Origin of the sequence: Limimaricola sp. G21655-S1 (assembly GCF_027213785.1) — a bacterium.
Lineage (GTDB): Bacteria > Pseudomonadota > Alphaproteobacteria > Rhodobacterales > Rhodobacteraceae > Limimaricola.
Map to the genome: position 1 here is coordinate 1 of NZ_JAPWGO010000014.1, position 24,887 is coordinate 24,887.

Annotated in this window: 30 protein-coding genes; 27 read left to right on the forward strand and 3 right to left on the reverse strand. The window is 67.0% G+C overall.

The window, feature by feature from the left end; genetic code table 11:
• Positions 1-112: NTP transferase domain-containing protein (locus O4G76_RS13785; protein WP_269397959.1), on the reverse strand; the 112-nt coding region annotated here is incomplete at its 3' end.
• A gap of 114 nt (positions 113-226) precedes the next feature.
• On the opposite strand from O4G76_RS13785, the gene O4G76_RS13790 reads away from it, so the two are divergent.
• Positions 227-886, forward strand: a complete 660-nt coding sequence (locus O4G76_RS13790) for an HAD-IA family hydrolase (RefSeq protein WP_269397869.1) — start codon at positions 227-229, stop codon at positions 884-886.
• 169 nt (positions 887-1,055) lie between these two features.
• Here the strand turns inward: O4G76_RS13790 and O4G76_RS13795 are convergent, their stop codons facing one another.
• Positions 1,056-1,523, reverse strand: a complete 468-nt coding sequence (locus O4G76_RS13795; RefSeq protein WP_269397870.1) for a CreA family protein — start codon at positions 1,521-1,523, stop codon at positions 1,056-1,058.
• 94 nt (positions 1,524-1,617) lie between these two features.
• Between O4G76_RS13795 and O4G76_RS13800 the strand changes: the two genes are divergently transcribed.
• The 26 genes from O4G76_RS13800 (at position 1,618) to O4G76_RS13925 (ending at position 24,204) form a co-directional block, all read left to right on the forward strand.
• Positions 1,618-2,031: a DUF1622 domain-containing protein gene (locus O4G76_RS13800; protein ID WP_269397871.1), complete on the forward strand. Its 414-nt coding sequence runs from the start codon at positions 1,618-1,620 to the stop codon at positions 2,029-2,031.
• 124 nt (positions 2,032-2,155) lie between these two features.
• Positions 2,156-2,521: an NADH-quinone oxidoreductase subunit A gene (locus O4G76_RS13805; RefSeq protein WP_269397872.1), complete on the forward strand. Its 366-nt coding sequence runs from the start codon at positions 2,156-2,158 to the stop codon at positions 2,519-2,521.
• Positions 2,521-3,045 (forward strand): NADH-quinone oxidoreductase subunit B family protein, encoded by a 525-nt coding sequence (locus O4G76_RS13810; protein ID WP_085894775.1) that lies wholly within the window; start codon positions 2,521-2,523, stop codon positions 3,043-3,045. The genes O4G76_RS13805 and O4G76_RS13810 overlap by 1 nt, the downstream gene beginning before the upstream one ends.
• A 55-nt stretch (positions 3,046-3,100) precedes the next feature.
• On the forward strand, positions 3,101-3,718 hold the full coding sequence (locus tag O4G76_RS13815; RefSeq protein ID WP_269397873.1) for an NADH-quinone oxidoreductase subunit C: 618 nt from the start codon (positions 3,101-3,103) through the stop codon (positions 3,716-3,718).
• A gap of 3 nt (positions 3,719-3,721) precedes the next feature.
• Complete coding sequence (locus O4G76_RS13820; protein ID WP_085894777.1) at positions 3,722-4,948, forward strand: NADH-quinone oxidoreductase subunit D; 1,227 nt, start codon at positions 3,722-3,724, stop codon at positions 4,946-4,948.
• A gap of 68 nt (positions 4,949-5,016) precedes the next feature.
• Positions 5,017-5,355, forward strand: a complete 339-nt coding sequence (locus tag O4G76_RS13825) for a hypothetical protein (RefSeq protein WP_106535105.1) — start codon at positions 5,017-5,019, stop codon at positions 5,353-5,355.
• Positions 5,356-5,423: 68 nt separating this feature from the next.
• Positions 5,424-6,500, forward strand: a complete 1,077-nt coding sequence (gene nuoE, locus O4G76_RS13830; protein WP_269397874.1) for an NADH-quinone oxidoreductase subunit NuoE — start codon at positions 5,424-5,426, stop codon at positions 6,498-6,500.
• Between the two features lie 133 nt (positions 6,501-6,633).
• Complete coding sequence (locus O4G76_RS13835) at positions 6,634-7,395, forward strand: hypothetical protein (protein ID WP_269397875.1); 762 nt, start codon at positions 6,634-6,636, stop codon at positions 7,393-7,395.
• Positions 7,392-7,595, forward strand: coding sequence for a DUF5337 domain-containing protein (locus tag O4G76_RS13840; protein WP_269397876.1), 204 nt, complete (start codon positions 7,392-7,394; stop codon positions 7,593-7,595). Before O4G76_RS13835 ends, O4G76_RS13840 begins: the two co-directional genes overlap by 4 nt.
• Before the next feature lie 4 nt (positions 7,596-7,599).
• Positions 7,600-8,889, forward strand: a complete 1,290-nt coding sequence (gene nuoF / locus O4G76_RS13845) for an NADH-quinone oxidoreductase subunit NuoF (RefSeq protein ID WP_085894781.1) — start codon at positions 7,600-7,602, stop codon at positions 8,887-8,889.
• A complete protein-coding gene (locus tag O4G76_RS13850) occupies positions 8,886-9,155 on the forward strand; it encodes a hypothetical protein (protein WP_085894782.1) in 270 nt (89 codons plus the stop codon). The genes nuoF and O4G76_RS13850 overlap by 4 nt, the downstream gene beginning before the upstream one ends.
• Before the next feature lie 142 nt (positions 9,156-9,297).
• Positions 9,298-9,708 carry a DUF5333 domain-containing protein gene (locus O4G76_RS13855; protein ID WP_085894783.1) on the forward strand — a complete coding sequence of 137 codons (411 nt, stop codon included), beginning with the start codon at positions 9,298-9,300 and terminating at the stop codon, positions 9,706-9,708.
• A 191-nt stretch (positions 9,709-9,899) separates the two neighbouring features.
• Entirely contained in the window at positions 9,900-11,924 is a 2,025-nt protein-coding gene (gene nuoG, locus O4G76_RS13860) for an NADH-quinone oxidoreductase subunit NuoG (RefSeq protein ID WP_269397877.1), read from the forward strand.
• 2 nt (positions 11,925-11,926) lie between these two features.
• Entirely contained in the window at positions 11,927-12,322 is a 396-nt protein-coding gene (locus tag O4G76_RS13865; protein ID WP_085894785.1) for a hypothetical protein, read from the forward strand.
• 10 nt (positions 12,323-12,332) lie between these two features.
• Positions 12,333-13,373 (forward strand): NADH-quinone oxidoreductase subunit NuoH, encoded by a 1,041-nt coding sequence (gene nuoH / locus O4G76_RS13870; protein WP_085894786.1) that lies wholly within the window; start codon positions 12,333-12,335, stop codon positions 13,371-13,373.
• A gap of 2 nt (positions 13,374-13,375) precedes the next feature.
• Positions 13,376-13,870 carry an NADH-quinone oxidoreductase subunit NuoI gene (nuoI, locus tag O4G76_RS13875; protein WP_269397878.1) on the forward strand — a complete coding sequence of 165 codons (495 nt, stop codon included), beginning with the start codon at positions 13,376-13,378 and terminating at the stop codon, positions 13,868-13,870.
• Positions 13,871-13,880: 10 nt separating this feature from the next.
• On the forward strand, positions 13,881-14,291 hold the full coding sequence (locus O4G76_RS13880) for a carboxymuconolactone decarboxylase family protein (protein ID WP_085894788.1): 411 nt from the start codon (positions 13,881-13,883) through the stop codon (positions 14,289-14,291).
• On the forward strand, positions 14,288-14,896 hold the full coding sequence (locus O4G76_RS13885; protein ID WP_085894789.1) for an NADH-quinone oxidoreductase subunit J: 609 nt from the start codon (positions 14,288-14,290) through the stop codon (positions 14,894-14,896). Before O4G76_RS13880 ends, O4G76_RS13885 begins: the two co-directional genes overlap by 4 nt.
• A 36-nt stretch (positions 14,897-14,932) precedes the next feature.
• Complete coding sequence (gene nuoK / locus O4G76_RS13890) at positions 14,933-15,262, forward strand: NADH-quinone oxidoreductase subunit NuoK (protein ID WP_021693273.1); 330 nt, start codon at positions 14,933-14,935, stop codon at positions 15,260-15,262.
• 7 nt (positions 15,263-15,269) lie between these two features.
• Positions 15,270-17,414, forward strand: coding sequence for an NADH-quinone oxidoreductase subunit L (nuoL, locus tag O4G76_RS13895; protein ID WP_269397879.1), 2,145 nt, complete (start codon positions 15,270-15,272; stop codon positions 17,412-17,414).
• Positions 17,415-17,417: 3 nt separating this feature from the next.
• The gene (locus O4G76_RS13900; protein ID WP_269397880.1) at positions 17,418-18,983 is read left to right on the forward strand and encodes an NADH-quinone oxidoreductase subunit M; all 1,566 of its coding nucleotides are present in this window, start codon (positions 17,418-17,420) and stop codon (positions 18,981-18,983) included.
• A 12-nt stretch (positions 18,984-18,995) separates the two neighbouring features.
• Positions 18,996-20,429, forward strand: a complete 1,434-nt coding sequence (nuoN, locus tag O4G76_RS13905) for an NADH-quinone oxidoreductase subunit NuoN (RefSeq protein WP_269397881.1) — start codon at positions 18,996-18,998, stop codon at positions 20,427-20,429.
• 43 nt (positions 20,430-20,472) lie between these two features.
• On the forward strand, positions 20,473-21,183 hold the full coding sequence (locus O4G76_RS13910) for a biotin--[acetyl-CoA-carboxylase] ligase (protein WP_269397882.1): 711 nt from the start codon (positions 20,473-20,475) through the stop codon (positions 21,181-21,183).
• 10 nt (positions 21,184-21,193) lie between these two features.
• Entirely contained in the window at positions 21,194-21,967 is a 774-nt protein-coding gene (locus O4G76_RS13915) for a type III pantothenate kinase (protein ID WP_085894795.1), read from the forward strand.
• On the forward strand, positions 21,964-23,631 hold the full coding sequence (locus O4G76_RS13920; RefSeq protein ID WP_269397883.1) for a ribonuclease J: 1,668 nt from the start codon (positions 21,964-21,966) through the stop codon (positions 23,629-23,631). The genes O4G76_RS13915 and O4G76_RS13920 overlap by 4 nt, the downstream gene beginning before the upstream one ends.
• 90 nt (positions 23,632-23,721) lie before the next feature.
• Positions 23,722-24,204: a GNAT family N-acetyltransferase gene (locus O4G76_RS13925; RefSeq protein ID WP_269397884.1), complete on the forward strand. Its 483-nt coding sequence runs from the start codon at positions 23,722-23,724 to the stop codon at positions 24,202-24,204.
• 36 nt (positions 24,205-24,240) lie between these two features.
• Here O4G76_RS13925 and O4G76_RS13930 read toward each other — a convergent pair whose 3' ends face one another.
• Complete coding sequence (locus tag O4G76_RS13930; RefSeq protein WP_269397885.1) at positions 24,241-24,879, reverse strand: hypothetical protein; 639 nt, start codon at positions 24,877-24,879, stop codon at positions 24,241-24,243.
• Positions 24,880-24,887: the final 8 nt, after the last annotated feature.

Here is a 24,887-nt window from a genome sequence, read left to right on the forward strand (position 1 = left end):
CCATCGCGTGATGCAGCAGCGGCGCGCCCCCGATCTCGTGCAGGACCTTCGGCAGGTCCGAATTCATCCGCGTGCCCCGACCCGCGGCCAGAACGATCAGTGCCGTGCCCATTGCTGCCCCTCTTGTTGCTTGATCCGACTTCTACTAGCCGCATCTAGGGGCACAAGCCCGGCGGCCCACCGGCGGGATCAATTACCGCTACGCATCATTACAGGGGAGGTGCCCATGCGCGCCGTGATCTTCGACCTCGACGGCACGCTCGCCGAAACCAGCGGCGACCTGATCGCGGCCGCCAATCGCTGTTTCGAGGATCTCGGCCTCGGGCCGCTGCTCGACCCGCGCGAGGATGCCGCCACCGCCATGCATGGCGCGCGTGCCATGCTGCGGCTGGGACTGAGCCGGGTCGGCGAGGTCGAGGAGGCCGAGGTCGATCGGCAGTATCCCCGGCTGCTCGCCTATTACGAGGAGGAGATCGACCGGCATTCGACGCTGTTCCCCGGCGCGATCGAGGCGATCGCGGAGTTGAAGCGGCTTGGCCATCCGGTGGCGATCTGCACCAACAAGCCCGAGGCGCTGGCCGAGAAGCTGATGACCCGGCTCGGCGTGCGCGAACATTTCGTTTGTCTCGTCGGGGCAGACACGCTGACGATGCGCAAGCCCGATCCCGAATGCCTGCGCGAAACCGTGCGACGCGCGGGCGGCGATCCGGCGCATTGCGTGCTGGTGGGGGATACCGAGACCGACCGTATCACGGCCCGCGCCGCCGGCGTGCCCTCGATCCTCGTGAAGTTCGGGCCCAATGGCCATCGCACGGCGGATCTGCATCCCGAGGCGCTGATCGATCATTACGACGAGTTGGTGGCGGCGGTGCAGGCGCTGGGTTGACGCCACCTCACGGTAGGGGACGGCGTCTCCGTGGTCTCCGTGGTCTCCGTGGTCTCCGTGGTCTCCGTGGTCTCCGTGGTCCCCGTGGTCCCCGTGAAGGCGCCGCGATAGGGTTCAGTGTACGGGCGGCCATAGGTCATGAGCACCCTGTCCGCTGAGCGCAGCGCTTCTACTGCGCGGCTTCGGTGTCGTAGAGAGGGATCGTCGAAAGCGACATCTTGGCCGAGCCTTGGGTCAGTTCGCTGCCATGGGCGAGATAGATCAGCACCTGGTTCGTCTCGTCGTAGATGCGGGTGATCCTGAGCGATTTCAGGATGATCGAACGGCTTTCGCGAAACACCGCCTCGCCGCCGCGCGAACGGTCGATGTCGCCCAGCGTGATCGGCCCGGTCTGGCGGCAGTCGATCGAGGCGTTGGACGGGTCCTCGAACCAGTTGCCTTGGCTGAGACGGTCGATCACGGAGCGCTCGAAATAGGCGATGTGGCAGGTCACCCCCTCGACGTCCGGGTCGGGAATCGCTTCGACGATGACGTCGTTGCCGACCCAGTCGACGCCGACCTTGCCGACGATCTCGGCATGAGCGGTGGCAGGGATGAAGGCGAGGGCGAGCGCGGCAAGGCGGAACATGCGTGTCATGCGCGGCCAACGCGGTGCGGCGGGACGGGTTCCGCCGGCTTGACCGAAGCCGGGGCCGGGCCAGTTGCGGGGCAATGGGACAGGGAGGCCGGTCATGGGGTCGATCTGGGAATTCGGATCCGAAGGCGGCGTGCTGCACCACCATCTCGGCTGGCTGGTGAGCGCGCTCGAATGGGTCGCGGCCATCATCGATCTCTTTGCCATCGCGCTGCTGCTGGTGGGCGCGGTGCGCTTCATCATCGGCGTGAGCTGGGCCGAGATCCGGCGCGAGGACGCGGTACGGGTGCGCGGCGTCAACCGCGAGCGGATCGAACTGGGCCGCTACATCCTCGCAGGGCTGGAGCTGTTCATCGTCTCTGACATCATCCATACCGCGCTCAGCCTCGAACTCGCCGACCTGGTGTTCCTCGGGCTTCTGGTGATCATCCGGTCGCTGATCTCCTTCTTTCTCGATCGTGAGCTGGAGCAGGTGAAGCACGAGCTGAGCCGGAATCCCGAGGATGACTGACACTTGGCGACGCCGCCGCGCGCATCGGACGCATCTCCGGGGTGCCGGGCTCGGTTGACCCTTCCCGGACCGGGGTTTATGGATCGCCCAATCGATCGACAGCTCCCGCGCGAAAGGACCCGACGTGGAACTGCTTCTTGCGGAATACCTTCCCATCCTGATCTTCCTCGGCCTTGCCATCGGCTTGGGTGCGATCCTGATCCTCGCCGCCGTCGTGCTCGCCGTGCGCCGGCCCGACCCGGAGAAGGTCTCGGCCTACGAATGCGGCTTCAACGCCTTCGACGACGCGCGGATGAAGTTCGATGTGCGGTTCTATCTCGTCTCGATCCTGTTCATCATCTTCGACCTCGAAGTGGCCTTCCTGTTCCCGTGGGCGGTGGCCTTCGGCGAGGTGTCGATGCTGGCGTTCTGGTCGATGATGGTGTTCCTCGCCGTGCTGACCATCGGCTTCGCCTACGAATGGAAGAAGGGGGCTCTCGAATGGGAGTGATGACCGGCGCCAATACGGCGGGGGCCGACCGCGAGGTCGCCACGCAGAACCTCAACCGCGAGCTGACCGACAAGGGCTTCCTCGTCACCTCGACCGCGGACATGATCAACTGGGCGCGCACCGGCTCGCTGCACTGGATGACCTTCGGTCTGGCCTGCTGCGCCGTCGAGATGATGCACACCTCGATGCCGCGCTACGACCTCGAGCGCTTCGGTACCGCGCCGCGCGCCTCGCCGCGCCAGTCCGACCTGATGATCGTCGCCGGTACGCTGACCAACAAGATGGCCCCGGCGCTGCGCAAGGTCTACGACCAGATGCCCGAGCCGCGCTACGTGATCTCGATGGGCAGCTGCGCCAATGGCGGCGGCTACTACCATTACAGCTACTCGGTGGTGCGCGGCTGCGACCGGATCGTGCCCGTGGACGTCTACGTTCCCGGCTGCCCGCCGACCGCCGAGGCGCTGCTCTACGGAATCCTGCAGCTGCAGCGCAAGATCCGCCGCACCGGCACGATCGTCCGCTGAGGCCCCGCCGGCGCGACCACGCGCCGGCCAAGACCATTTTTTCGGGGGAATCGCCATGAGCGAGGCACTGAACGACCTGGGCGCGCATCTCGAAGCCAAGCGACCCGACTGCGTGACCGGTTGGGAGATCGCCTTCGGCGAGCTCAACGTCACCGTGACGCCAGAGGCGATCCCCGGTTTCGTCGAGCTGCTGAAGACCGACCCGACCTGCCGCTTCTCGACGCTCGTCGACATCACCGCCGTGGACTACCCCGGCCGCGAGAAGCGCTTCGACGTGGTCTACCACTTCCTGTCGATGTACCAGAACCAGCGCATCCGCGTGCGCACGCAGGTGCGCGAGGACGAGATGGTGCCCTCGATCATCGAGATCCATCCCTCGGCCAACTGGTTCGAGCGCGAGGTGTTCGACATGTTCGGCATCCTGTTCTCGGGCCATCCGGACCTGCGCCGGATCCTCACCGATTACGGCTTCCGCGGCTTCCCGCTGCGCAAGGACTTCCCGACCACGGGCTATACCGAGGTGCGCTTCGACGAGGTGCAGAAGCGGGTGGTCTACGAGCCGGTGAAGCTGGTGCAGGAATACCGCCAGTTCGATTTCATGAGCCCGTGGGAAGGCGCGCAATACGTGCTTCCGGGGGATGACAAGGCTGCCGAAACCGGCGCGAAGGGGTAAGTCATGGACGGCTCGACCATCAACGCCAAGGGCTTCGAAGACACGAAGACCGGCGAGCAGAAGATCCGCAACTTCAACATCAACTTCGGGCCCCAGCACCCGGCGGCGCACGGCGTGCTGCGCCTCGTACTCGAGCTCGACGGCGAGATCGTCGAGCGCTGCGATCCGCATATCGGCCTGCTGCATCGCGGCACCGAGAAGCTGATGGAAAGCCGCACCTACCTGCAGAACCTGCCCTATTTCGACCGGCTCGACTATGTGGCGCCGATGAACCAGGAGCATGCCTGGTGTCTGGCGATCGAGCGGCTGACCGGCACCGAGGTGCCGCGCCGCGCCTCGCTGATCCGCGTGCTCTATTCCGAGATCGGCCGGGTTCTCAACCACCTGCTCAACGTCACCACCCAGGCCATGGATGTCGGCGCGCTGACGCCGCCGCTGTGGGGCTTCGAAGAGCGCGAGAAGCTGATGGTGTTCTACGAGCGGGCCTCCGGCGCGCGCCTGCACGCGGCCTATTTCCGGCCCGGCGGCGTGCATCAGGACCTGCCGCCCGAGCTGATCGAGGACATCGATGCCTGGGCCGCGGGCTTCCCGGCCTTCCTCGACGACATCGACGGGCTGCTGACCGAGAACCGCATCTTCAAGCAGCGCAACGTCGACATCGCCGTGGTGACCGAGCAGGAAGCGACCGACTGGGGCTTTTCCGGCGTGATGGTACGCGGCTCCGGCCTCGCCTGGGATTTGCGTCGCGCGCAGCCCTACGAGTGCTACGACGAGTTCGACTTCCAGATCCCGGTCGGCAAGAACGGCGACTGCTACGACCGCTATCTCGTCCGGATGGCCGAGATGCGCGAGTCGACCAAGATCATCCGTCAGGCCTGCGAGAAGCTGCGCCACGAAAAGGGCGACGTGCTGGCGCGGGGCAAGGTCACGCCGCCGACCCGCACGGACATGAAGACCTCGATGGAAGCCTTGATCCATCACTTCAAGCTCTACACCGAGGGCTTCCACGTGCCCGCGGGCGAGGTCTATGCCGCGGTCGAAGCGCCCAAGGGCGAGTTCGGCGTCTATCTCGTGGCCGACGGCTCCAACAAGCCGTACCGGGCCAAGCTGCGCGGGCCGGGCTACCTGCACCTGCAGGCGATGGACCACGTGGCGTCCGGCCACCAGCTCGCCGACGTGGCGGCGATCATCGGCACAATGGACATCGTGTTCGGCGAGGTCGACCGCTGAGGCGGCGATCCGAGGCAACCGGCCGGCGGCTCTGCCATCGGCCCCAGACAGGACGGGGACGTTCGAAGATGACGGCGATGCGGATGATGATGGGTTTCGTGGCGCTCGGCGCGCTGGGGGCCTGCACGGCCGGGGCGCAGATCGGCGGCATTGGCGCGCAGGGGCGCGTCGGCAGCGTCGGCCCCGCCGCCGCCGCCGCCGCGCCGATGGCACCGGCCGACCGGCTCGTCGCCGCGATCGAGGCGCAGGGCTGCGTGATCACCTCCGACAACGTGGCGCAGGTGCTGCTCAAGGCGAACCTCACGCAGCAGCAACTGCTGGAGATCGCGCCGCAGCTCTCCGCCCAGGGCCGCGCCGAGGTCTCCGATGGCGGCACCATCCGGGTGTTGACCGAGAACTGCATCTGAGGGCGCGCGCCCTCCTGACATGATCCGCGCCGCCCGACGGGGGGCGCCCAGAACACCGGAACGAGCGAATGCTGCGCAGACTTCACCCCGAACAGCCCGAGAGCTTCGCCTTCACCCCGGCCAACCAGGCCTGGGCCGAGGCGCAGATCACGAAATATCCCGAGGGGCGTCAGGCCAGCGCGGTGATCCCGCTGCTGTGGCGTGCGCAGGAGCAGGAAGGCTGGCTGTCGCGCCCCGCGATCGAGGAAGTCGCGCGGATGCTCGACATGGCCTATATCCGGGTGCTCGAGGTCGCGACGTTCTACTTCATGTTCCAGCTGCAGCCGGTCGGCTCGGTCGCGCATATCCAGGTCTGCGGCACCTTGTCCTGCATGCTTTGCGGCTCCGAGGACCTGATGAAGGTCTGTCAGGACAAGATCGCGAAGAAGCCGCACGAGATTTCGGCCGACGGCAAGTTCTCGTGGGAGGAGGTCGAGTGCCTCGGCGCCTGCGCCAACGCGCCGATGGCGCAGATCGGCAAGGACTACTACGAGGATCTGACCACCGAGCGGCTGGCCCAGATCATCGACGAGATGGCCGCGGGCCGCGTGCCGACGCCCGGCCCGCAGAACGGCCGCTACGCCGCCGAGCCGATCGACAACCTGACCTCGCTGGCCGAGGGCGCCGAGAACCGGGACGAGCACAACGCCGCCGTCGCGCTCGCCGTGAAGCTGGGCGACACGATCAAGCGGATCGACGGCACCGAGGTGCCGCTGACCGCGCCGTGGCAGCGTCAGGACGATCACGAAGCCGAAGGCTACGAGGATCCGCAGGAGCCGATGCCGGCGCATGACCGGCCGGCGGATGCCTCCGGCGTCACCGAGCAGGAGGCCCCGGCCTCGAGCGCGGCCAAGCCGGTCTCCGCCGATTTCCCGGCCGAGGAGCCGCAGGACGCGACCGCCGGTAACGAGGCCCCCGAGGGCGGCAAGCCGATCGCGCCGTCGGGCGAGACCGCACCGGCGACCGATGCCGAAGACGCGACCGACGACAAGACCGGCTCCGCCGATCCGGCGGCACCGGGCGGCGTCTACAACGCGCCCCGGACGCAGAAGCCCGGCGATCCCGCCAAGGATGGCCAGCCCAAGAAGCCTTCGAAAGGCGAGTGATGCCAAAGCGCGCTGCCGGATCGGAGCGGAGGGCACGCGGGCCGGTTCGGCCCGCGCATCCGTTTGATTCGACGGCGTTGCGTCCTATGACGAATGACGGGGCGCTAGGCTCCGGCCATCTGGAGGACGCGGCATGAACAACATCGGAAACTGTCGGACCATCAGCATCGGCGGCGCGGCGATCGGCGGGCTGCTGCTGTGGATCCTGCTCGCTCTGGGCGAGCGCGGCTGGTTCTCGTCGCTCCTCATCGCGGCGCTGATCGCCGTCGCGGCGGCGCTGCTGCTTCTGGCGCTGGTCTGCCGCGACGAGGCCGAGGACATGACCGCCGCGAGCCCGGCACCGCTCGACCAGAAGACCGCGGCTCCCGCGACCGGGGCCGCTCCTGCGGCGACCGCCGCGCCGAAAGAGACGCCCGCGCCCGCGACATCGTCGGCCGAGGACACGGGCGGTCGCGCCGCCTCCAGCGCCGCGCCGGGGCAGGGCGGCAAGCCGGTCGTGAACGACACGGCGGTGCTCGACGATAGCGATGCGGATGCGGACAGCCGTGAGGGCGACCTCGGCGAGGAAGTCGCGCGCACCCAGTCTCTCGACCGAGAGGCCGAGGCTGCCGGGGAACCCGACATGCCCGACGGCGTCGCCGCCGGCCTGCGCGAGAAGCCCGAACTGCTGGATGCGCCGCAGGGCCAGCCCGACGATCTCAAGCAGCTGCGCGGCGTCGGCCCGCGGCTCGAGGAACAGCTGAACCGTCTCGGCGTCTGGCATCTGCGCCAGATCGCATCCTGGGGCGAGGGCGAGGCGGCCTGGATCGACGATCATCTCGAGGGGTTCAAGGGCCGGATCCAGCGCGACGACTGGATCGGCCAGGCCCGTGAATTGACGAAGGACGAGGCATGAGCGGCGCGGCAGGTCGACGCGCGGCGCTGGTGCTCGCCGGCACCGGCGTGTTCTGGGTGATCGCGATCTTCGCGGGCAACGCCCTCGACCTGCCGCATCGCTGGCGCGGATTGTTCGACCTGATGGCCCTCGCGGGGTTCGTCATGGGATTGTGGATGACATATCAAACCTGGCGCGCGCGCCGGGACGACGAAAGGTGAGCCGATGCTCAAGGATCAGGACCGCATTTTCACCAACATCTACGGGATGCACGACCGCACGCTGAAGGGTGCGCGGGCCCGTGGCCATTGGGACGGCACCGGCGACATCATCAAGAAGGGCCGCGACTGGATCGTCGAGCAGATGAAGGCGTCCGGCCTGCGCGGTCGTGGCGGCGCTGGCTTCCCGACCGGACTGAAGTGGTCTTTCATGCCCAAGGAAAGCGACGGGCGGCCCGCCTATCTCGTCGTCAACGCCGACGAATCCGAGCCCGGCACCTGCAAGGACCGGGAGATCATGCGCCACGATCCGCATACGCTGATCGAGGGCTGCCTGATCGCCTCCTTCGCGATGAACGCGCATGCGAGCTACATCTACCTGCGCGGCGAGTACATCCGCGAGCGCGAGGCGCTGCAGCAGGCGATCGACGAGTGCTACGATGCCGGGCTTTTGGGCCGCAACGCCGCCGGGTCGGGCTGGGATTTCGATCTCTACCTGCATCACGGCGCCGGCGCCTATATCTGCGGCGAGGAAACCGCGCTGCTGGAGTCGCTCGAAGGCAAGAAGGGCATGCCGCGCATGAAGCCGCCCTTCCCGGCGGGGGCGGGCCTCTATGGCTGCCCGACCACGGTGAACAACGTCGAATCCATCGCCGTCGCGCCGACGATCCTGCGCCGTGGGCCGGAATGGTTCGCGGGTTTCGGCCGTCCGAACAACACCGGCACCAAGCTCTTCGCGATCTCGGGCCACGTCAACAAGCCCTGTGTTGTCGAGGAGGAGATGTCGATCTCCTTCAAGGAGCTGATCGACAAGCATTGCGGCGGCATCCGCGGCGGCTGGAAGAACCTCAAGGGGGTGATTCCGGGCGGCTCCTCGGTGCCGGTGCTGCGCGCCGAGACCATGGAAGACGCGATCATGGATTTCGACTGGCTGCGCGAGCAGCGTTCCGGCCTCGGTACCGCCGCCGTCATCGTGATGGATCAGTCCACCGACATGGTGAAGGCGATCTGGCGGCTGTCGAAATTCTACAAGCACGAGAGCTGCGGCCAGTGCACGCCCTGCCGTGAAGGCACCGGCTGGATGATGAGGGTGCTCGAGCGGATGGTGCGCGGCGACGCGGCGATCGAGGAGATCGAGATGCTGCTCGACGTGACCAAGCAGGTCGAGGGTCACACCATCTGCGCGCTCGGCGACGCCGCCGCATGGCCGATCCAGGGCCTGATCCGCAACTTCCGCGACGAGATCGAGGACCGCATTCGCGGTCGCGGCGTCGCGGCGACCATCGCGGCCCAATGACCTGGCGCGACCAGGCGCTGAAGAATTTCGGCGTCTGGCTCGCGGTCTACCCGGCGGTCCTGATCTCCAGCTACCTGTTCTCGTGGCTGGCGCCGGGGGTGCCGCTCTGGCTGGAGATCCTGATCTCCACCGCCTTCACTGTGCCGCTCATCTCCTATGTGGCGGTGCCGTGGGTCGAAAAGCGCCTCGCCCATGCCAAGGGCGAAAGCGCGGCTGAGCTGAAGCGCGAGGAGGCCGAACAGGCCGAGGGCGGCCGCGACGCCTGAGGACCGGGCGGCGATCCGCCATCGCGAGGCCCCTCTCCACAGCGTGATATTGAATATCGGCCTTCCGGGGCCAAGCTCTCGGCCAGAAGCGCCGGACGGGGGCGAGCAGGCCCCGGAACCGGCCCGATAGGAGAGACCACGCATGACCATCCCGCATCTCGCGCGCACCGCCGCGCTGATCCTCGGCTTTACCATCGCGGCGGGCGCGACGGCGGCGCTGCCGGCGCTGCGCGAGAACGCCAAGATCCGCGACGGGCTGATTTCCACCGCCATCGCCTACGAGATCGGTCGCAAGTGCGACAGCCTCGACTCGCGCTGGCTGACCGGCATCGGCTTTCTCAACTCGCTCCGGAGCCACGCCCTGGATCTGGGCTATACCCGGGCCCAGATCAGCGCCTTCATCGACGACGAGGAGGAAAAGGACCGGCTCGAGGCCGAGGCCCGGGCCCTCCTGCGCGAAAAGGGCGGGGTCGAGGGCGATTGGGAGACCTATTGCGAGGTCGGCCGCCGTGAGATGGCGGCCGGCAGCCGGATCGGCACGCTGCTCCAGTAACCCGTCGCCGATCCGACCGATGATGGGCTGTGCGCGCGTGCCGCAGCCCATCCACGCGCCAGAGCGGCATTTTCCCCGTTCCGGCGCGTGGATGCGTCTGGCATCGCCGGGCGAGCCGCGTTAGAACCCCCCTCGATCGCAGCCCCCGACCCGGAGGCATGCGTCCGACGCGAGGAAAGGGGCGGCCTGCCATGTCCGATTTGCGCAAAGTCAGCATCGACGGAAAGGTCATCGAGGTGCCGGGGGCGATGACGCTCATCCAGGCCTGCGAGACCGCGGGGATCGAAATCCCCCGTTTCTGCTATCACGAGCGGCTGAGCATCGCCGGCAATTGCCGCATGTGTCTCGTCGAGGTCGTGGGCGGCCCGCCGAAGCCCGCCGCCTCCTGCGCCATGCAGGTCAAGGATCTGCGGCCCGGGCCCGAGGGCGCGCCGCCGCAGGTCAAGACCAACTCGCCGATGGTCAAGAAGGCCCGCGAGGGGGTGATGGAGTTCCTGCTCATCAACCACCCGCTCGATTGCCCGATCTGCGACCAGGGCGGCGAGTGCGACCTGCAGGATCAGGCGATGGCCTATGGCGTCGACTTCTCGCGCTATCGCGAGCCCAAGCGCGCGACCGAGGATCTCGATCTCGGCCCGCTGGTCGAGACGCACATGACGCGCTGCATCTCCTGCACCCGCTGCGTGCGCTTCACCACCGAGGTGGCCGGCATTTCCCAGATGGGCCAGACCGGGCGTGGCGAGGATGCGGAGATCACCTCCTATCTCGGCCAGACGCTCGATTCGAACCTGCAGGGCAACATCATCGACCTGTGCCCGGTGGGCGCGCTGGTCTCCAAGCCCTACGCCTTCAACGCCCGCCCCTGGGAGCTGACCAAGACCGAGACCATCGACGTGATGGACGCGCTCGGCTCGTCGATCCGCGTGGACACCAAGGGCCGCAAGGTGATGCGCATCCTGCCGCGCAACCACGACGGCGTGAACGAGGAATGGCTGTCGGACAAGGCACGCTTCGTCTGGGACGGCCTCGCGCGCCAGCGTCTCGACACGCCCTATATCCGCGAGAACGGCAAGCTGCGGAAGGCCGACTGGCCAGAGGCGCTCGCCGCCGCCGCCGCCGCCATGAAGGGCCGCAAGGTCGCGGGTCTCGTCGGCGATCTCGCCCCGACCGAGGCTGCCTTCGCGCTCAAGCAGCTGATCGAGGGGCAGGGCGGTGTCGTCGAATGTCGCACCGACGGTGCCAAATTGCCTGCTGGCAATCGCTCGGCCTATGTCGGCACGGCCCGGATCGAGGATCTCGACACCGCGCGCCACATCATGCTGGTCGGCACCAACCCCGCCATCGAGGCGCCGGTTCTCAACGCCCGCATCCGCAAGGCCTGGCTCGCCGGGGCCAATGTCGGCCATGTCGGCGTGCCGGCGGACCTGACCTATGACGCGCATCATGCGGGTACGGGCCGCAAGGTGCTGTCCGACCTGCTCGGCCACGAGTTCGGCGCGGTGCTGGACGAGGCTTCGGTCGTCGTGGTGGGGCAGGGTGCCCTGACCGGTGCCGATGGCGAGGCGGTTCTCGCTCATGCCATGGAACTGGCCGCCCGCAGCAAGAGCAAGCTCCTGGTGCTGCATTCGGCCGCGAGCCGCGTCGGCGCGATGGATGTCGGCGCCACCACCGAGGGCGGCGTCGAGACCGCGCTCGAAAGCGCCGAGGTGATCTACAACATGGGCGCCGACGAGATCGCGCTGCCCTCGGGCGCCTTCGTGATCTATCAGGGCAGCCATGGCGATCGCGGTGCGCATCGCGCCGACCTGATCCTGCCCGCGGCGGCCTGGGTCGAGGAGCAAGGGCTCTTCGTCAACACCGAAGGCCGCCCGCAACTCGCGCTGCGCGCCGGCTTCGCGCCGGGCCAGGCCAAGGAGAACTGGGCGATCCTGCGCGCGCTTTCGGCCGAGCTGGGCGCGACCCAGCCCTGGAACAGTCTGGCGCAGCTGCGGCAGGCGCTGGTGGCGGCGCATCCGCATCTGGCGCGGATCGACGAGGTGGCCGAGAACGAATGGCAGCCCCTGGAGCTCGGCTCGATGGACGAGGCGCTCGGGGATTTCGAGAGCATCGTCGCCGAGCACTACCTGACCAACCCCATCGCCCGTGCCAGCGAGCTGATGGGCGAGCTTGCGGGCAATGCCCGCACCCGCCGGCAGCAGAAGATCGCGGCCGAGTGAGGATGCGGGCCGCTCTCCTCCTGCCCTTGGCGGCCCTGGTGGCCGGCTGCGCCGAGGCGGATGCCGCGGCGGGGCGGGGGGAGCGCGGCGCGCCGCGGCATGACGGCGTCGAGACGCGGCTGCTCGACGGCGATCTCGTGAACTTCCACGTCGCGATGAGCGGCGGCGCCAAAGCCGAGGACGTGATCGCCTATGCGGAATGCGCGGCGGCGCAATATGCGCTGATCCGGGGCTATGGATTTGCCCGTCATGTCCGCACCCAACTCGATGAATCGGCTGGAAACTGGCGCGCCGATGCTGTTTACACCATCTCGCCGGCCCTGCCTGAGGGGCTGCGCACGATCGATGCCGAAGTCACCGTCCAGAACTGCGGACTGAACGGCATCCCGACGGTCTGAGGGAAGCACCATGGTCGAATTCTTCACCGAAACCAGCATCGGAGCCGTGCTGCTGATCCTCGGTCAGTCTCTGCTGCTGATCGTGCCGCTCCTTGTGGCGCTGGCGTTCCTGCTGCTGGTCGACCGCAAGGTCTGGGCCGCGGTGCAGATGCGCAAGGGGCCCAACGTTGTCGGCCCCTTCGGCTTGCTGCAAAGCTTCGCCGACTTCCTGAAATACATCGTCAAGGAGGTGGTCGTGCCCGCCGGCGCCGACCGCTCGGTGTTCTTCCTGGCGCCGATGATCTCCTTCGTGATGGCGGTGATCGCCTGGGCGGTGATCCCCTTCGCCGATGGTTGGGTGCTGGCCGATCTCAACGTGGCGCTGCTCTACGTCTTCGCCGTCTCCTCGCTCGAGGTCTACGGCGTGATCATGGGCGGCTGGGCCTCGAACTCGAAATACCCGTTCCTCGGCTCGCTGCGCTCGGCCGCGCAGATGATCTCCTACGAGGTCTCGATCGGTCTGATCATCGTCGGCATCATCATCTCGACGGGGAGCCTGAACTTCGGTGCCATCGTGGCGGCGCAGGACGGCGATTTCGGCCTGTTCAACTGGTACTGGCTGCCGCATTTCCCGATGCTGTTCCTGTTCCTGATCTCGGCCATGGCCGAGACCAACCGCCCGCCCTTCGACCTGCCCGAAGCCGAATCCGAGCTCGTCGCCGGCTACCAGGTCGAGTATTCCTCGACGCCGTTCCTGCTGTTCATGATCGGTGAATACGTCGCGATCGTGCTGATGTGCGCGCTGGTGTCGCTGATGTTCTTCGGCGGTTGGCTGTCGCCGATCCCCGGCCTGCCCGACGGCGTGCTGTGGATGGTCCTCAAGATGTTCTTCGTCTTCTTCATCTTCGCGATGGTGAAGGCGATCACCCCGCGCTACCGCTACGACCAGCTGATGCGTCTGGGCTGGAAGGTGTTCCTGCCGCTGTCGCTCGCCTGGGTCGTGATCGTGGCCTTCCTCGCGAAATTCGAGGTCCTTGGCGGGTTCTGGGCCCGCTGGACCCTGGGAGTCTGAGCATGACGCAGATCGACTACACCCGCACCGCCAAGTATTTCCTGCTCCAGGATTTCGCCAAGGGCATGAAGCTGGGGCTGAAGTACTTCTTCGGCTCCAAGGCGACCGTGAACTACCCGCACGAGAAGGGCCCGCTCTCGGCCCGCTTCCGGGGCGAACACGCGCTGCGCCGCTATCCCAGCGGGGAAGAGCGCTGCATCGCCTGCAAGCTGTGCGAGGCGGTCTGCCCGGCGCAGGCGATCACCATCGATGCCGAACCGCGCGAGGACGGCTCGCGCCGCACCACGCGCTACGACATCGACATGACCAAGTGCATCTATTGCGGCTTCTGCCAGGAGGCCTGCCCGGTCGACGCGATCGTCGAGGGGCCGAACTTCGAATACTCGACCGAGACCCGCGAGGAGCTCTACTACGACAAGGAGAAGCTGCTGGCGAATGGCGACCGTTGGGAAGCCGAGATCGCCCGCAACCTCGAGCTCGACGCGCCGTACCGCTGAGGACCACGCCGTGACCGATCAGAACCCCTTCGCGCAGATGATGAAGATGGGCCAGGACTGGGCCCGTCGGATGAATCCCGCGCTCGAGAGCTTCACGCCGAAGGGCTTCGAGCAGCTCTGGCCGACCATGCCCAAGGAGATGATGGAGGCGTTCATGGGGCGCACCCTCAACCCCGAAGGGCTCGACGCCAAGACCCGGCTGCTGCTGACGCTGACCGGTCTGACCATCCTCGGCGCCCAGGCCGAGGCCCAGATCCGTCTCACCGTGCGCCACGCGCGGGAGGCGGGCGCCACGAAACAGGAGATCGCCGAGACCATCGCCCAGGCGGGGATGTTCGGCGGCGTGCCCGCGATGACCAAGGCGATGGAGCTCGCCACCGAGGTCATGGACGAGGACACCGGAAAGGACACCGCACGATGACCGCCGCCGCCATCATCTTCTACCTCTTCGCGCTGTCGACCATCGTCGGCGGGCTGTTCACCGTGATCGCCCGCAACCCGGTGCATTCGGTGCTGTGGCTGATCCTCGCCTTCCTGAGCTCGGCCGGGCTGTTCATCCTGGTCGGCGCCGAGTTCGTGGCGCTGCTGCTGGTCATCGTCTATGTCGGCGCCGTCGCGGTGCTGTTCCTCTTCGTGGTGATGATGCTCGACGTCGATTTCGCCGAGCTGAAGGCGGAGATGGCGAAATACATGCCGCTGGCGCTGCTGATCGGCGTCATCCTCCTGATGCAGCTGGCCCTGGCCTTCGGCGTCTGGGACTACTCCGAGGGCTATGACGAGCGCCTCGCCGCGCCCTTCGTCTTCGACGTCGAGAACACGCAGCTTCTCGGCCTGCTGATCTACGATCGCTACATCCTGCTGTTCCAGCTCGCGGGTCTCGTGCTGCTGGTGGCGATGATCGGCGCGATCGTGCTGACGATGCGGCACCGCAAGGACGTGAAGCGGCAGGACATCCTGGCGCAGATGTATCGCGATCCGGCCAAGACGCTGGAACTCAAGGACGTGAAGCCCGGCCAGGGCCTCTGATAGACCGCGAACGGGCCAAAGCCCGGAGGGACACTGATGGACGCTTATCTCGCTGAAGCCCCGATAGGGCTCGAACATTATCTCACCGTCGCGGCGGCGCTGTTCGTCATCGGCATCTTCGGGCTGTTCCTGAACCGCAAGAACGTCATCATCATCCTGATGTCGATCGAGCTGATGCTGCTCGCGGTGAACATCAACTTCGTCGCCTTCTCGGCCTATCTGGGCGATCTGGTCGGTCAGGTCTTCACGCTCTTCGTGCTGACCGTCGCGGCCGCCGAGGCGGCGATCGGCCTCGCCATTCTGGTCTGCTTCTTCCGGATCCGCGGCACCATCGACGTCGAAGACGTCAACGTGATGAAAGGCTGAGGGGCGCATGGAAACGATCATCCTCTTCGCGCCCCTCGTCGGCGCACTGATCGCGGGCTTCGGCTGGCGGCTGATCTCCGAGGCGGGCGCGCAATGGGTCGCCACCTCGCTGGTCGGCCTGTCCTGCCTGCTGTCGTGGATCGTGTTCCTCGGCCATGACGGCCAGATGGAGCAGATCCAGATCCTGCGCTGGATCGAGAGCGGCTCGCTCTCGACCGACTGGGCGATCCGGCTCGACCGTCTGACCGCGATCATGCTGATCGTGATCAACACGGTCTCGTTCCTCGTGCACCTCTACAGCTTCGGCTACATGGCGCATGACGAGAACTTCCGCCCGGGCGAAAGCTACCGGCCGCGCTTCTTCGCCTATCTCTCCTTCTTCACCTTCGCGATGCTCGCGCTGGTAACCGCCGACAACCTCGTTCAGATGTTCTTCGGCTGGGAAGGCGTCGGCGTCGCCTCCTACCTGCTGATCGGCTTCTACTACCGCAAGCCTTCGGCCAACGCCGCCGCGATGAAGGCCTTCATCGTCAACCGCGTCGGCGATTTCGGCTTCGCGCTCGGCATCTTCGCGCTGTTCTTCCTCGCGGACTCGATCAACTTCTCCGACATCTTCGCCGCGGCGCCGGTGATGGCGCGGATGGAGCTCGAATTCCTCGGCCTCGAGTTCCGGGCACTCGAGATCGTCTCGCTGCTGCTGTTCATCGGCGCGATGGGCAAGTCGGCGCAGCTGCTGCTCCACACCTGGCTCCCCGACGCGATGGAAGGCCCGACCCCGGTCTCGGCGCTGATCCATGCCGCGACCATGGTGACGGCGGGCGTGTTCCTGGTCTGCCGGATGTCGCCGATCCTCGAATTCGCGCCCGACGCCAAGGCGATCATCGTCTTCATCGGCGCCACCACCGCCTTCTTCGCCGCGACCGTGGGTCTGGTGCAGAACGACATCAAGCGCGTGATCGCCTATTCGACCTGTTCGCAGCTGGGCTACATGTTCGTGGCGGCCGGTTCGGGCGTCTACTCGGTGGCGATGTTCCACCTCTTCACCCACGCCTTCTTCAAGGCGCTGCTGTTCCTCGGGGCCGGCTCGGTCATCCATGCGATGCATCACGAGCAGGACATGCGGAACTATGGAGGTCTGCGGAAGAAGATCCCCTATACCTTCTGGGCGATGATGATCGGCACGCTGGCGATCACCGGCGTCGGCATTCCGCTGACCCATATCGGCTTCGCGGGCTTCCTGTCGAAGGACGCGATCATCGAAAGCGCCTATGCCGGTGCCACGCCCTATGCCTTCTGGCTGCTGGTGGTCGCCGCCGCGATGACGAGCTTCTATTCCTGGCGGCTCATCTTCATGACCTTCTTCGGCAAGCCGCGCGGCGATCATCACACGCATGACCATGCGCATGAGAGCCCCGGCACGATGCTGGTGCCGCTGGGCGTGCTGTCGCTCGGGGCGGTCCTCGCCGGCATGCTGTGGTACGCGCCCTTCTTCGGCGATCACGCCCGGGTCTCGCAGTATTTCGGCATTCCGTCGGCCCATGCCGAGGCCGGTGACGGCCACGGCGAGGGCGTCGTCGCCGCGACCGACGAGCTGGCCGAGGGCGATCTCGAGCACGCTGTCGAGGCGGTGGCCGAGGACGATGCGGGCCACGCCGTCGAGGCCGATGGTCATGGCGCCGTCGCCACGATCGCGGCGCCGGGGCAGGGGGCGATCTACATGGCGCCCGACAACCATGTCCTCGACGACGCGCACCACGCGCCGGCCTGGGTCAAGGTCAGCCCCTTCGTCGCCATGCTGCTTGGCCTGAGCCTCGCCTGGCTGATGTATATCCGCCGTCCGGAGCTGCCCGCGCAGCTCGCGGCGAACCAGCGGCCGCTCTACAACTTCCTGCTCAACAAGTGGTACTTCGACGAGCTTTACGACTTCGTCTTCGTTCGGCCCGCGCAGGCCATCGGCCGGTTCTTCTGGACCAAGGGCGACGGCAGCGTCATCGACGGCGGCATCAACGGCGTGGCGATGGGCATCGTGCCCTTCTTCACCCGCCTCGCTGGCCGCGCGCAGAACGGATACGTCTTTACCTACGCCTTCGCGATGGTTCTGGGCCTGGCCCTGATCCTGACCTGGATGACCTTGGCCGGGGGGGCCGAATAACAGATGGGCAACCTTCTCTCTCTGACCACCTTCATCCCGCTTCTGGGCGCCGGCATCCTCGCGCTGTTCCTGCGCGGCGATGACCTGGCCGCGCAGCGCAACGCCAAGTGGGTGGCTCTGGCCACCACCGTCTTCACCTTCGTGGTGTCGCTGTTCATCCTCGCGGGGTTCGACGCCGAGGCGCCGGGCTTCCAGTTCGTCGAGGATCGCCAGTGGCTCCTGGGCATGCGCTACAAGCTCGGCGTCGACGGCATCTCGCTTCTGTTCGTGATGCTGACCACCTTCCTGATGCCGCTCGTCATCGCCGCCTGCTGGGACGTGACGCACCGGGTCAAGGAATACATGATCGCCTTCCTGGTGCTCGAGACGCTGATGATCGGCGTGTTCGTGGCGCTCGACCTCGTGCTGTTCTACCTGTTCTTCGAGGCGGGCCTGATCCCGATGTTCCTGATCATCGGCATCTGGGGCGGCAAGGACCGCATCTATGCGAGCTTCAAGTTCTTCCTCTACACCTTCCTCGGCTCGGTGCTGATGCTGGTGGCGATGGTGGTGATGTTCGCGCAGGCGGGCACCACCGACATCCCGACGCTGATGGGCTACAATTTCTCGTCCGAGAGCTTCCCGATCCTCGGGGTGCAGATCGTCGGCGGCGTGCAGACGCTTCTGTGGTTCGCCTTCTTCGCCAGCTTCGCGGTGAAGATGCCGATGTGGCCGGTGCACACCTGGCTGCCCGACGCCCACGTGCAGGCGCCGACCGCCGGATCGGTGGTTCTGGCCGCGATCCTGCTGAAGATGGGCGGCTACGGCTTCCTGCGCTTCTCGCTGCCGATGTTCCCGGTCGCCTCCGATATCTGGGCACCGCTGGTGCTGTGGCTCTCGGCGATCGCCATCGTCTACACCTCGCTGGTGGCGCTGGTGCAGAAGGACATCAAGAAGCTGATCGCCTATAGCTCGGTCGCCCATATGGGCTTCGTCACCGCCGGCATCTTCGCGCTGAACCAGCAGGGCCTCGACGGCGCGGTGTTCCAGATGATCAGCCACGGCTTCATCTCCGGCGCGCTCTTCCTCGGCGTCGGCGTGATCTACGACCGCATGCACACCCGCGACATCGACGCCTATGGCGGCCTCGTGAACCGGATGCCGGCCTATGCGGCGGTGTTCATGCTGTTTACCATGGCCAATGTCGGCCTGCCGGGCACCAGCGGATTCGTCGGCGAATTCCTGACGCTGATGGGCATGTTCCAGGCCAACACCTGGGTCGCGGCGGTGGCCACCACCGGCGTCATCTTCTCGGCGGCCTACGCGCTCTACCTCTACCGCCGGGTCGTCATGGGCGACCTGATCAAGGAAAGCCTGAAGTCGATCACCGACATGACCGCCCGCGAAAAGTGGATCTTCGCGCCGCTCGTCGCCATGACGATCCTGCTCGGCGTCTATCCGAGCCTCGTCACCGACATCACCGGACCGAGCGTCGCGGCGCTCGTGGACCAGGTCGAGGTCGCGGTCGCGGCGCATGGCTCCGAGAGCGCCATCGCCTCGGCCGAGGTCGCGGCCCCGGCACAGCACTAAGGACCAGGACACATGTTCTCACTCGATCTCCAGACCGTCCTGCCCGAGGTGATCCTCTCGGTCTATGCGATGGTCGCGCTCATGGCGGGCGTCTACACCACCAAGGACAAGTCCGCCGGTCTCCTGATCTGGGCGACCGCGGCGATGTTCGCGCTCGTCGCGTTCCTGATCGCCACCCGCGAGGGCACCGACCCGGCCTTCTTCGGCAGCTTCGTCGATGACGGCTTCGCCCGCTTCTCCAAGGTGACGATCCTGCTCTCGGCCGCCGTGGTGCTGGTGATGAGCCAGGAATACCTGGCGCGTCGCAACCTGCTGCGGTTCGAGTACCCGGTGCTCGTGGCCCTCGCCGTGGTCGGCATGATGGTGATGGTTTCTGCGGGCGACCTGATGGTGCTCTACATGGGCATCGAGCTGCAGTCGCTCGCCATGTATGTGGTGGCTTCGCTGCGCCGTGACAGCGAGAAATCGACCGAGGCCGGCCTCAAATACTTCGTGCTGGGCGCGCTCAGCTCGGGCCTGATGCTCTACGGCGCCTCGCTGGTCTACGGCTTCGCCGGCACCACCCAGTTCGAGGGCATCTTCCTGGCGACCGCCGTGGACGTGCCGCTCGGCCTGATCTTCGGCCTCGTCTTCCTGCTGGTGGGTTTCGCCTTCAAGGTCTCGGCCGCGCCGTTCCACATGTGGACCCCCGACGTCTACGAGGGCGCGCCGACCCCCGTGACCGCCTTCATGGCGACCGCGCCCAAGATGGCCGCCATCGCGCTCTTCGCCCGGGTCGTCTTCGACGGCTTCGGCGGCGTGGTCGGCGACTGGCAGCAGATCGTGGCCTTCCTGTCGGTGGTCTCGGTGTTCTGGGGCGGCGTCGCCGCGATCGGTCAGACCAACATCAAGCGCCTGATGGCCTATTCTTCGATTGCTCATATGGGCTTCGCGCTGATGGGTCTCGCCTCGGGCACCGCCTTCGGCGTGCAGGCGATGCTGATCTACATGGCGATCTACGTCACCATGAACATCGGCACCTTCGCCTTCATCCTGTCGATGGAGCGCGACGGCCGCCCGGTGACCGATATCGGCGCCCTGCACATGTATTCGCGCTACGCGCCGATGCGCGCGCTGGCGATGCTGGTGCTGCTGTTCAGCCTTGCCGGCGTGCCGCCGATGGTCGGCTTCTTCGGCAAGCTCTACGTGCTGCGCGCGGCCTATGAGGGCGGGCTGACCTGGCTCGCGGTGCTCGGCGTGATCGCCTCGGTGATCGGTGCCTTCTACTACCTGCGCATCGTCTACTACATGTATTTCGGCGAAGAGCGCGAAGCGCTCGACACCGGCACCTCGCCGCTGCTCTGGGGCGTTCTCATGGCCTCTGCCGCCGTGATGGTGTTCGGCGTCATCAACCTCTTCGGCATCGAGCCCCTGGCCGCTGCCGCGGCGGCGACCCTTGTCAACTGACGCCACATCCCGCGGGCTCTGGCCCGAGGGGTGGGAACGGGTCGTGCTCGACACCGTCGACAGCACCATGGCCGAGGCCGCGCGACGCGCGGCCTCTGGCCTTGCCGGACCCACCTGGATCATGGCGCATGAGCAGACCTCGGGCCGTGGCCGCCGTGGCCGCGACTGGTCGAGCCAGCCCGGCAACCTTGCCGCGACGCTGGTCTACAAGCCCGAGGCCACGCCCGCCGAGGCCGCGCGCCGCAGCTTCCTCGCCGCGGTGGCGCTGTTCGAGGCGCTGGCGATCCATGTCGACCGGACCCGTCTGTCGCTCAAATGGCCCAACGACGTGCTGCTCGACGGCGGCAAGGTGGCCGGCATCCTGCTGGAAAGCGCCGGACAGGGGCCCTATGTCGACTGGCTCGCCATCGGCGTCGGGGTGAATCTCGCCTCGCGCCCGGCGGGGCTGCGCGACGCGGCCTTTCCGCCCGTCGCGGTCGCCGATGACGGCGGGCCGCTGGTCGATCCGGAAGAGTTCCTGACCCACCTCGCCGATGCCTTCGCCACCGAGGAGGGCAAGCTCGACGCCTTCGGTTTCGGGCGGATCCGCGAGGACTGGCTGCGCCACGCGGCACGGCTGGGCGAGGTGATCACCGCGCGCACCGGGGCCGACGAGATCACCGGCGTGTTCGAGAATGTGGACGAAGCCGGCAACCTGATGCTCAGGACGCCCAAGGGCCTGCGCGCGATCAGCGCCGCCGACGTGTTTTTCTGAAGGTCCCGAGATGCTACTCGCCATCGATTGCGGCAACACCAACACCGTGTTCTCGATCTGGAACGGCACCGAGTTCCTCGCCACCTGGCGCACCTCGACCGAGTGGCAGCGCACGGCGGACCAGTATTTCGTCTGGCTCTCGACGCTGATGAAGATGCGCGGCATCGAGGCCGAGATCGACGAGATGATCATCTCGTCGACCGTCCCGCGCGTGGTGTTCAACCTGCGGGTCCTGGGCGACCGCTACTTCAACTGCCGCCCGCTCGTGGTCGGCAAGCCCGACTGCCGCCTGCCGGTGGCACCGCGCGTCGACGCGGGCACCCAGGTCGGCCCCGACCGGCTGGTGAACACGGTGGGCGCCTGGGACCGGCATGGCGGCGATATCGTCGTGGTGGATTTCGGCACGGCGACCACCTTCGACGTGGTGGACACCGACGGCGCCTATGTCGGGGGCGTCATCTCGCCCGGCGTGAACCTGAGCCTCGAGGCGCTGCACCAGGCGGCGGCGGCGCTGCCGCATGTCGATGTGAGCAAGCCCGAGAAGGTCATCGGCACCAACACGGTCGCCTGCATGCAGTCGGGCATCTTCTGGGGCTATGTCGGCCTCGTACGCGGCATATGCGACCGCATCCGGGCGGAGCGCGACCGTCCGATGCGGATCATCGGAACCGGGGGGCTTGCGCCTCTCTTCGCGCAGGGCGACATGCTCTTCGACGATATCGAAGACGATTTGACGATGCACGGGCTGACCGTCATCCACAGCTACAACAAGGAGACCGCATGAGCGGCGAAAGACTGATCTACCTTCCTCTCGGCGGCGCCGGCGAGATCGGCATGAACGCCTATGTCTACGGCTACGGCAAACCGGGGCAGGAACGGCTGATCGTCGTCGATCTCGGCGTGACCTTCCCCGACATGGACACGACGCCGGGCGTCGATCTCATCATGCCCGACATCTCGTGGCTCGAGGCGCGCAAGGATCGCATCGACGCGATCTTCATCACCCATGCGCATGAGGACCATGTCGGCGCGGTCGGCCATTTCTGGAAGCGCCTCGGCGCCACGATCCACGCGCGCAAGTTCACCGCCGCGATCGCGCGCCACAAGCTCGACGAGCACGGCGCCCCCGAAAGCATCCTGAACGTGGTCGAGCCGTGGCCGGCGACGGTCGATGCCGGGCCGTTCAAGGTGGGCTTCGTGCCGATCAGCCACTCGATCCCCGAAAGCTCGGGCCTCGTGATCGACAGCCCCGAGGGCCGGGTGCTGCATTCGGGTGATTTCAAGATCGACCACACCCCGGTCGTGGGCGAGCCCTTCAACCCCGACCTCTGGTCCGAGATCTCCAAGGGTGGCGTCAAGGCGCTGGTCTGCGATTCGACCAACGTGTTCTCGCCGCTGCCGGGCCGTTCCGAGGCGACGCTGGCGCCCGAGATCGAGAAGCTGATCGCGGCGCAGCCGGGCATGGTGGTGGCGACCACCTTCGCCTCGAACGTGGCGCGCCTCAAGACCATCGCGATCGCCGCCGACCGGGCCGGGCGCACCGTCTGCCTGCTGGGCCGCGCCATGCGCCGCATGGTCGAGACCGCGACCGAATGCGGGCTGCTGCACGGCTTTCCCAAGACCGTGGGCCCGGAAGAGGCCGCCTCGATCCCGCGCGAGAACCTGCTCCTGCTGGTCACCGGCAGCCAGGGCGAGCGCCGCGCCGCCAGCGCGCAGCTGGCGCAGGGCTCCTATCTCGGGCTGAAGCTGCAGGAGGGCGACAGCTTCCTGTTCTCCTCGCGCACCATCCCGGGCAACGAACGCGGCGTGATCAAGATCATGAACCAGCTCTCGGAAAAGGGCGTGGACGTGATCGAGGACACGCATGGGCTGTTCCACGTCTCGGGCCATGCCAACCGCCCCGACCTGCAATTGCTGCATGACATCGTGCGGCCGCAGTTCCTCGTGCCGATGCATGGCGAGCACCGCCATCTGCGCGAGCATGTGAAGCTCGGCCTCGAGCGCGGGTTGCCGGGGATCGTCGCGGTCAACGGCATGATGCTCGACCTGTCGGGCAACGCGCCGAAGGTGGCCGAATACATCGACACCGGCCGCAGCTATCTCGACGGTTCGGTGATGATCGGCGCGATGGACGGCATCGTGCGCGACCGGATCCGGATGGCGCTCAACGGCCATGTCACCGTGACCATGATCATCGACGAGAACGACGAGCCGCTCGGCGATCCGTGGTGCGAGATCATGGGCCTGCCCGAGAAGGGCCGCTCGAACGCGCCGTTGGTGGAAACGCTCGAGGGTGACCTGGCGCAGTTCGTCAACAAGGCGGGCCGCCGGATGCTGCGCGACGAGGACAAGCTCGACCGCGAACTCAAGCGCATCGCGCGCTCCACCACCCAAGCCGAGACCGGCAAGAAGCCCGAGGTCAACGTCGTGGTGAGCCGGCTGAGCTGATCCCAAGAGGGGGATGGGTGCATCGCGCGCTCGTCCCCCACCGATGGACCGCTCGCAAGGGCGAGCGGCGAGGCCGTCCGGAGCGCCGTGATGACGGGGCCACTCAAGGTCGAGACGATCCCCGGAGCGGCGATCATTCCGCTGGCGACGCTATGGCACGATGGCTGGCACGAGGCGCATGATCATCTCGTGCCGTCATACGACGCCGTCACCCGCTCCCGAGAGAGGTTTGCGGATCGACTTCGGCGGGAGCGTCCGTCCGCACGAATGGTCCGGTTGGAAGATCGACCCATCGGCCTTTGCCTGACCAGCGGGGCCGAAATCTCGCAGCTTTTCGTTTGTGCAACCGCGCGGCGCCTCGGCGTCGGCCGAGTGTTGCTTGCTGATGCGGAGCGGCGCATTGCGTCGTCCGGCCACGACGAATCCTGGCGCACGGTGGTGCGGGGCAACGACCGGGCGCGCAGCTTCTACGAACGACATGGCCGGCGGCGCGACGGGCTGACCATGATCGAGCACGGATCGCGGCCGGATGTCCTTTATCTCTGGCGATTTGCCAAGACGGTCACTTGCTGACGGACGCGCCGTGCCGTTGGTTCTGAGATCCGGTCACTAGCCGCTGCACACATAGACTGCGCCGCCGATCACCACGACCGAGGCGGCGGCGGCGCCGAGTGCGACGGGGCCGGTCAGGGCGGCGGTGACGCCGGGTGCGGCGGTGCCGATGCTGGTGGCAAGCCACTCCGCCGTTCCCTTCAGGACCAGCGCGCCCGAGCTGTGCAGCAGGCGCTCGGGCTCGGCCACGGCCTCGGCGGGTGTCGGCGGCGGTGCCAGCATCAGCCCGGCCAGGGTGGTGCCGGTATCGACTGCGGCGTTGACCCGGTCGCAGGTGGTGACGCTGCATTGCGCGGTGGTGCCGCGCGTGCCCGGCACCAGCAGCCAGCCATCATCGTCCGGATCGGGCTGCAGGCAGTAGCCGTCGGTCTCCTCGGGAGGCAGTTCCACCGCGAGATAGGTGAACAGCACCCGGCTGTCGCAGGCGGGCGGGCTGCCCCACGCCTTGTTCCAAACCTTGCCGGGCCAGCGTGACATCCGCTCGCGCGTGCCCAGCTCGGTCTCGAAATCGATGGAATCATCGTAGGTCACGACCGTCTCGCGGCCGTTGACCGAGGCGCGGCAATGCGTCTCCTCGGCCTGCGCGGGCAGGGCCGGGATCGCGGCGGCGACAGCGAGGGAAAGAAGGACCCGCATCGTGGTGG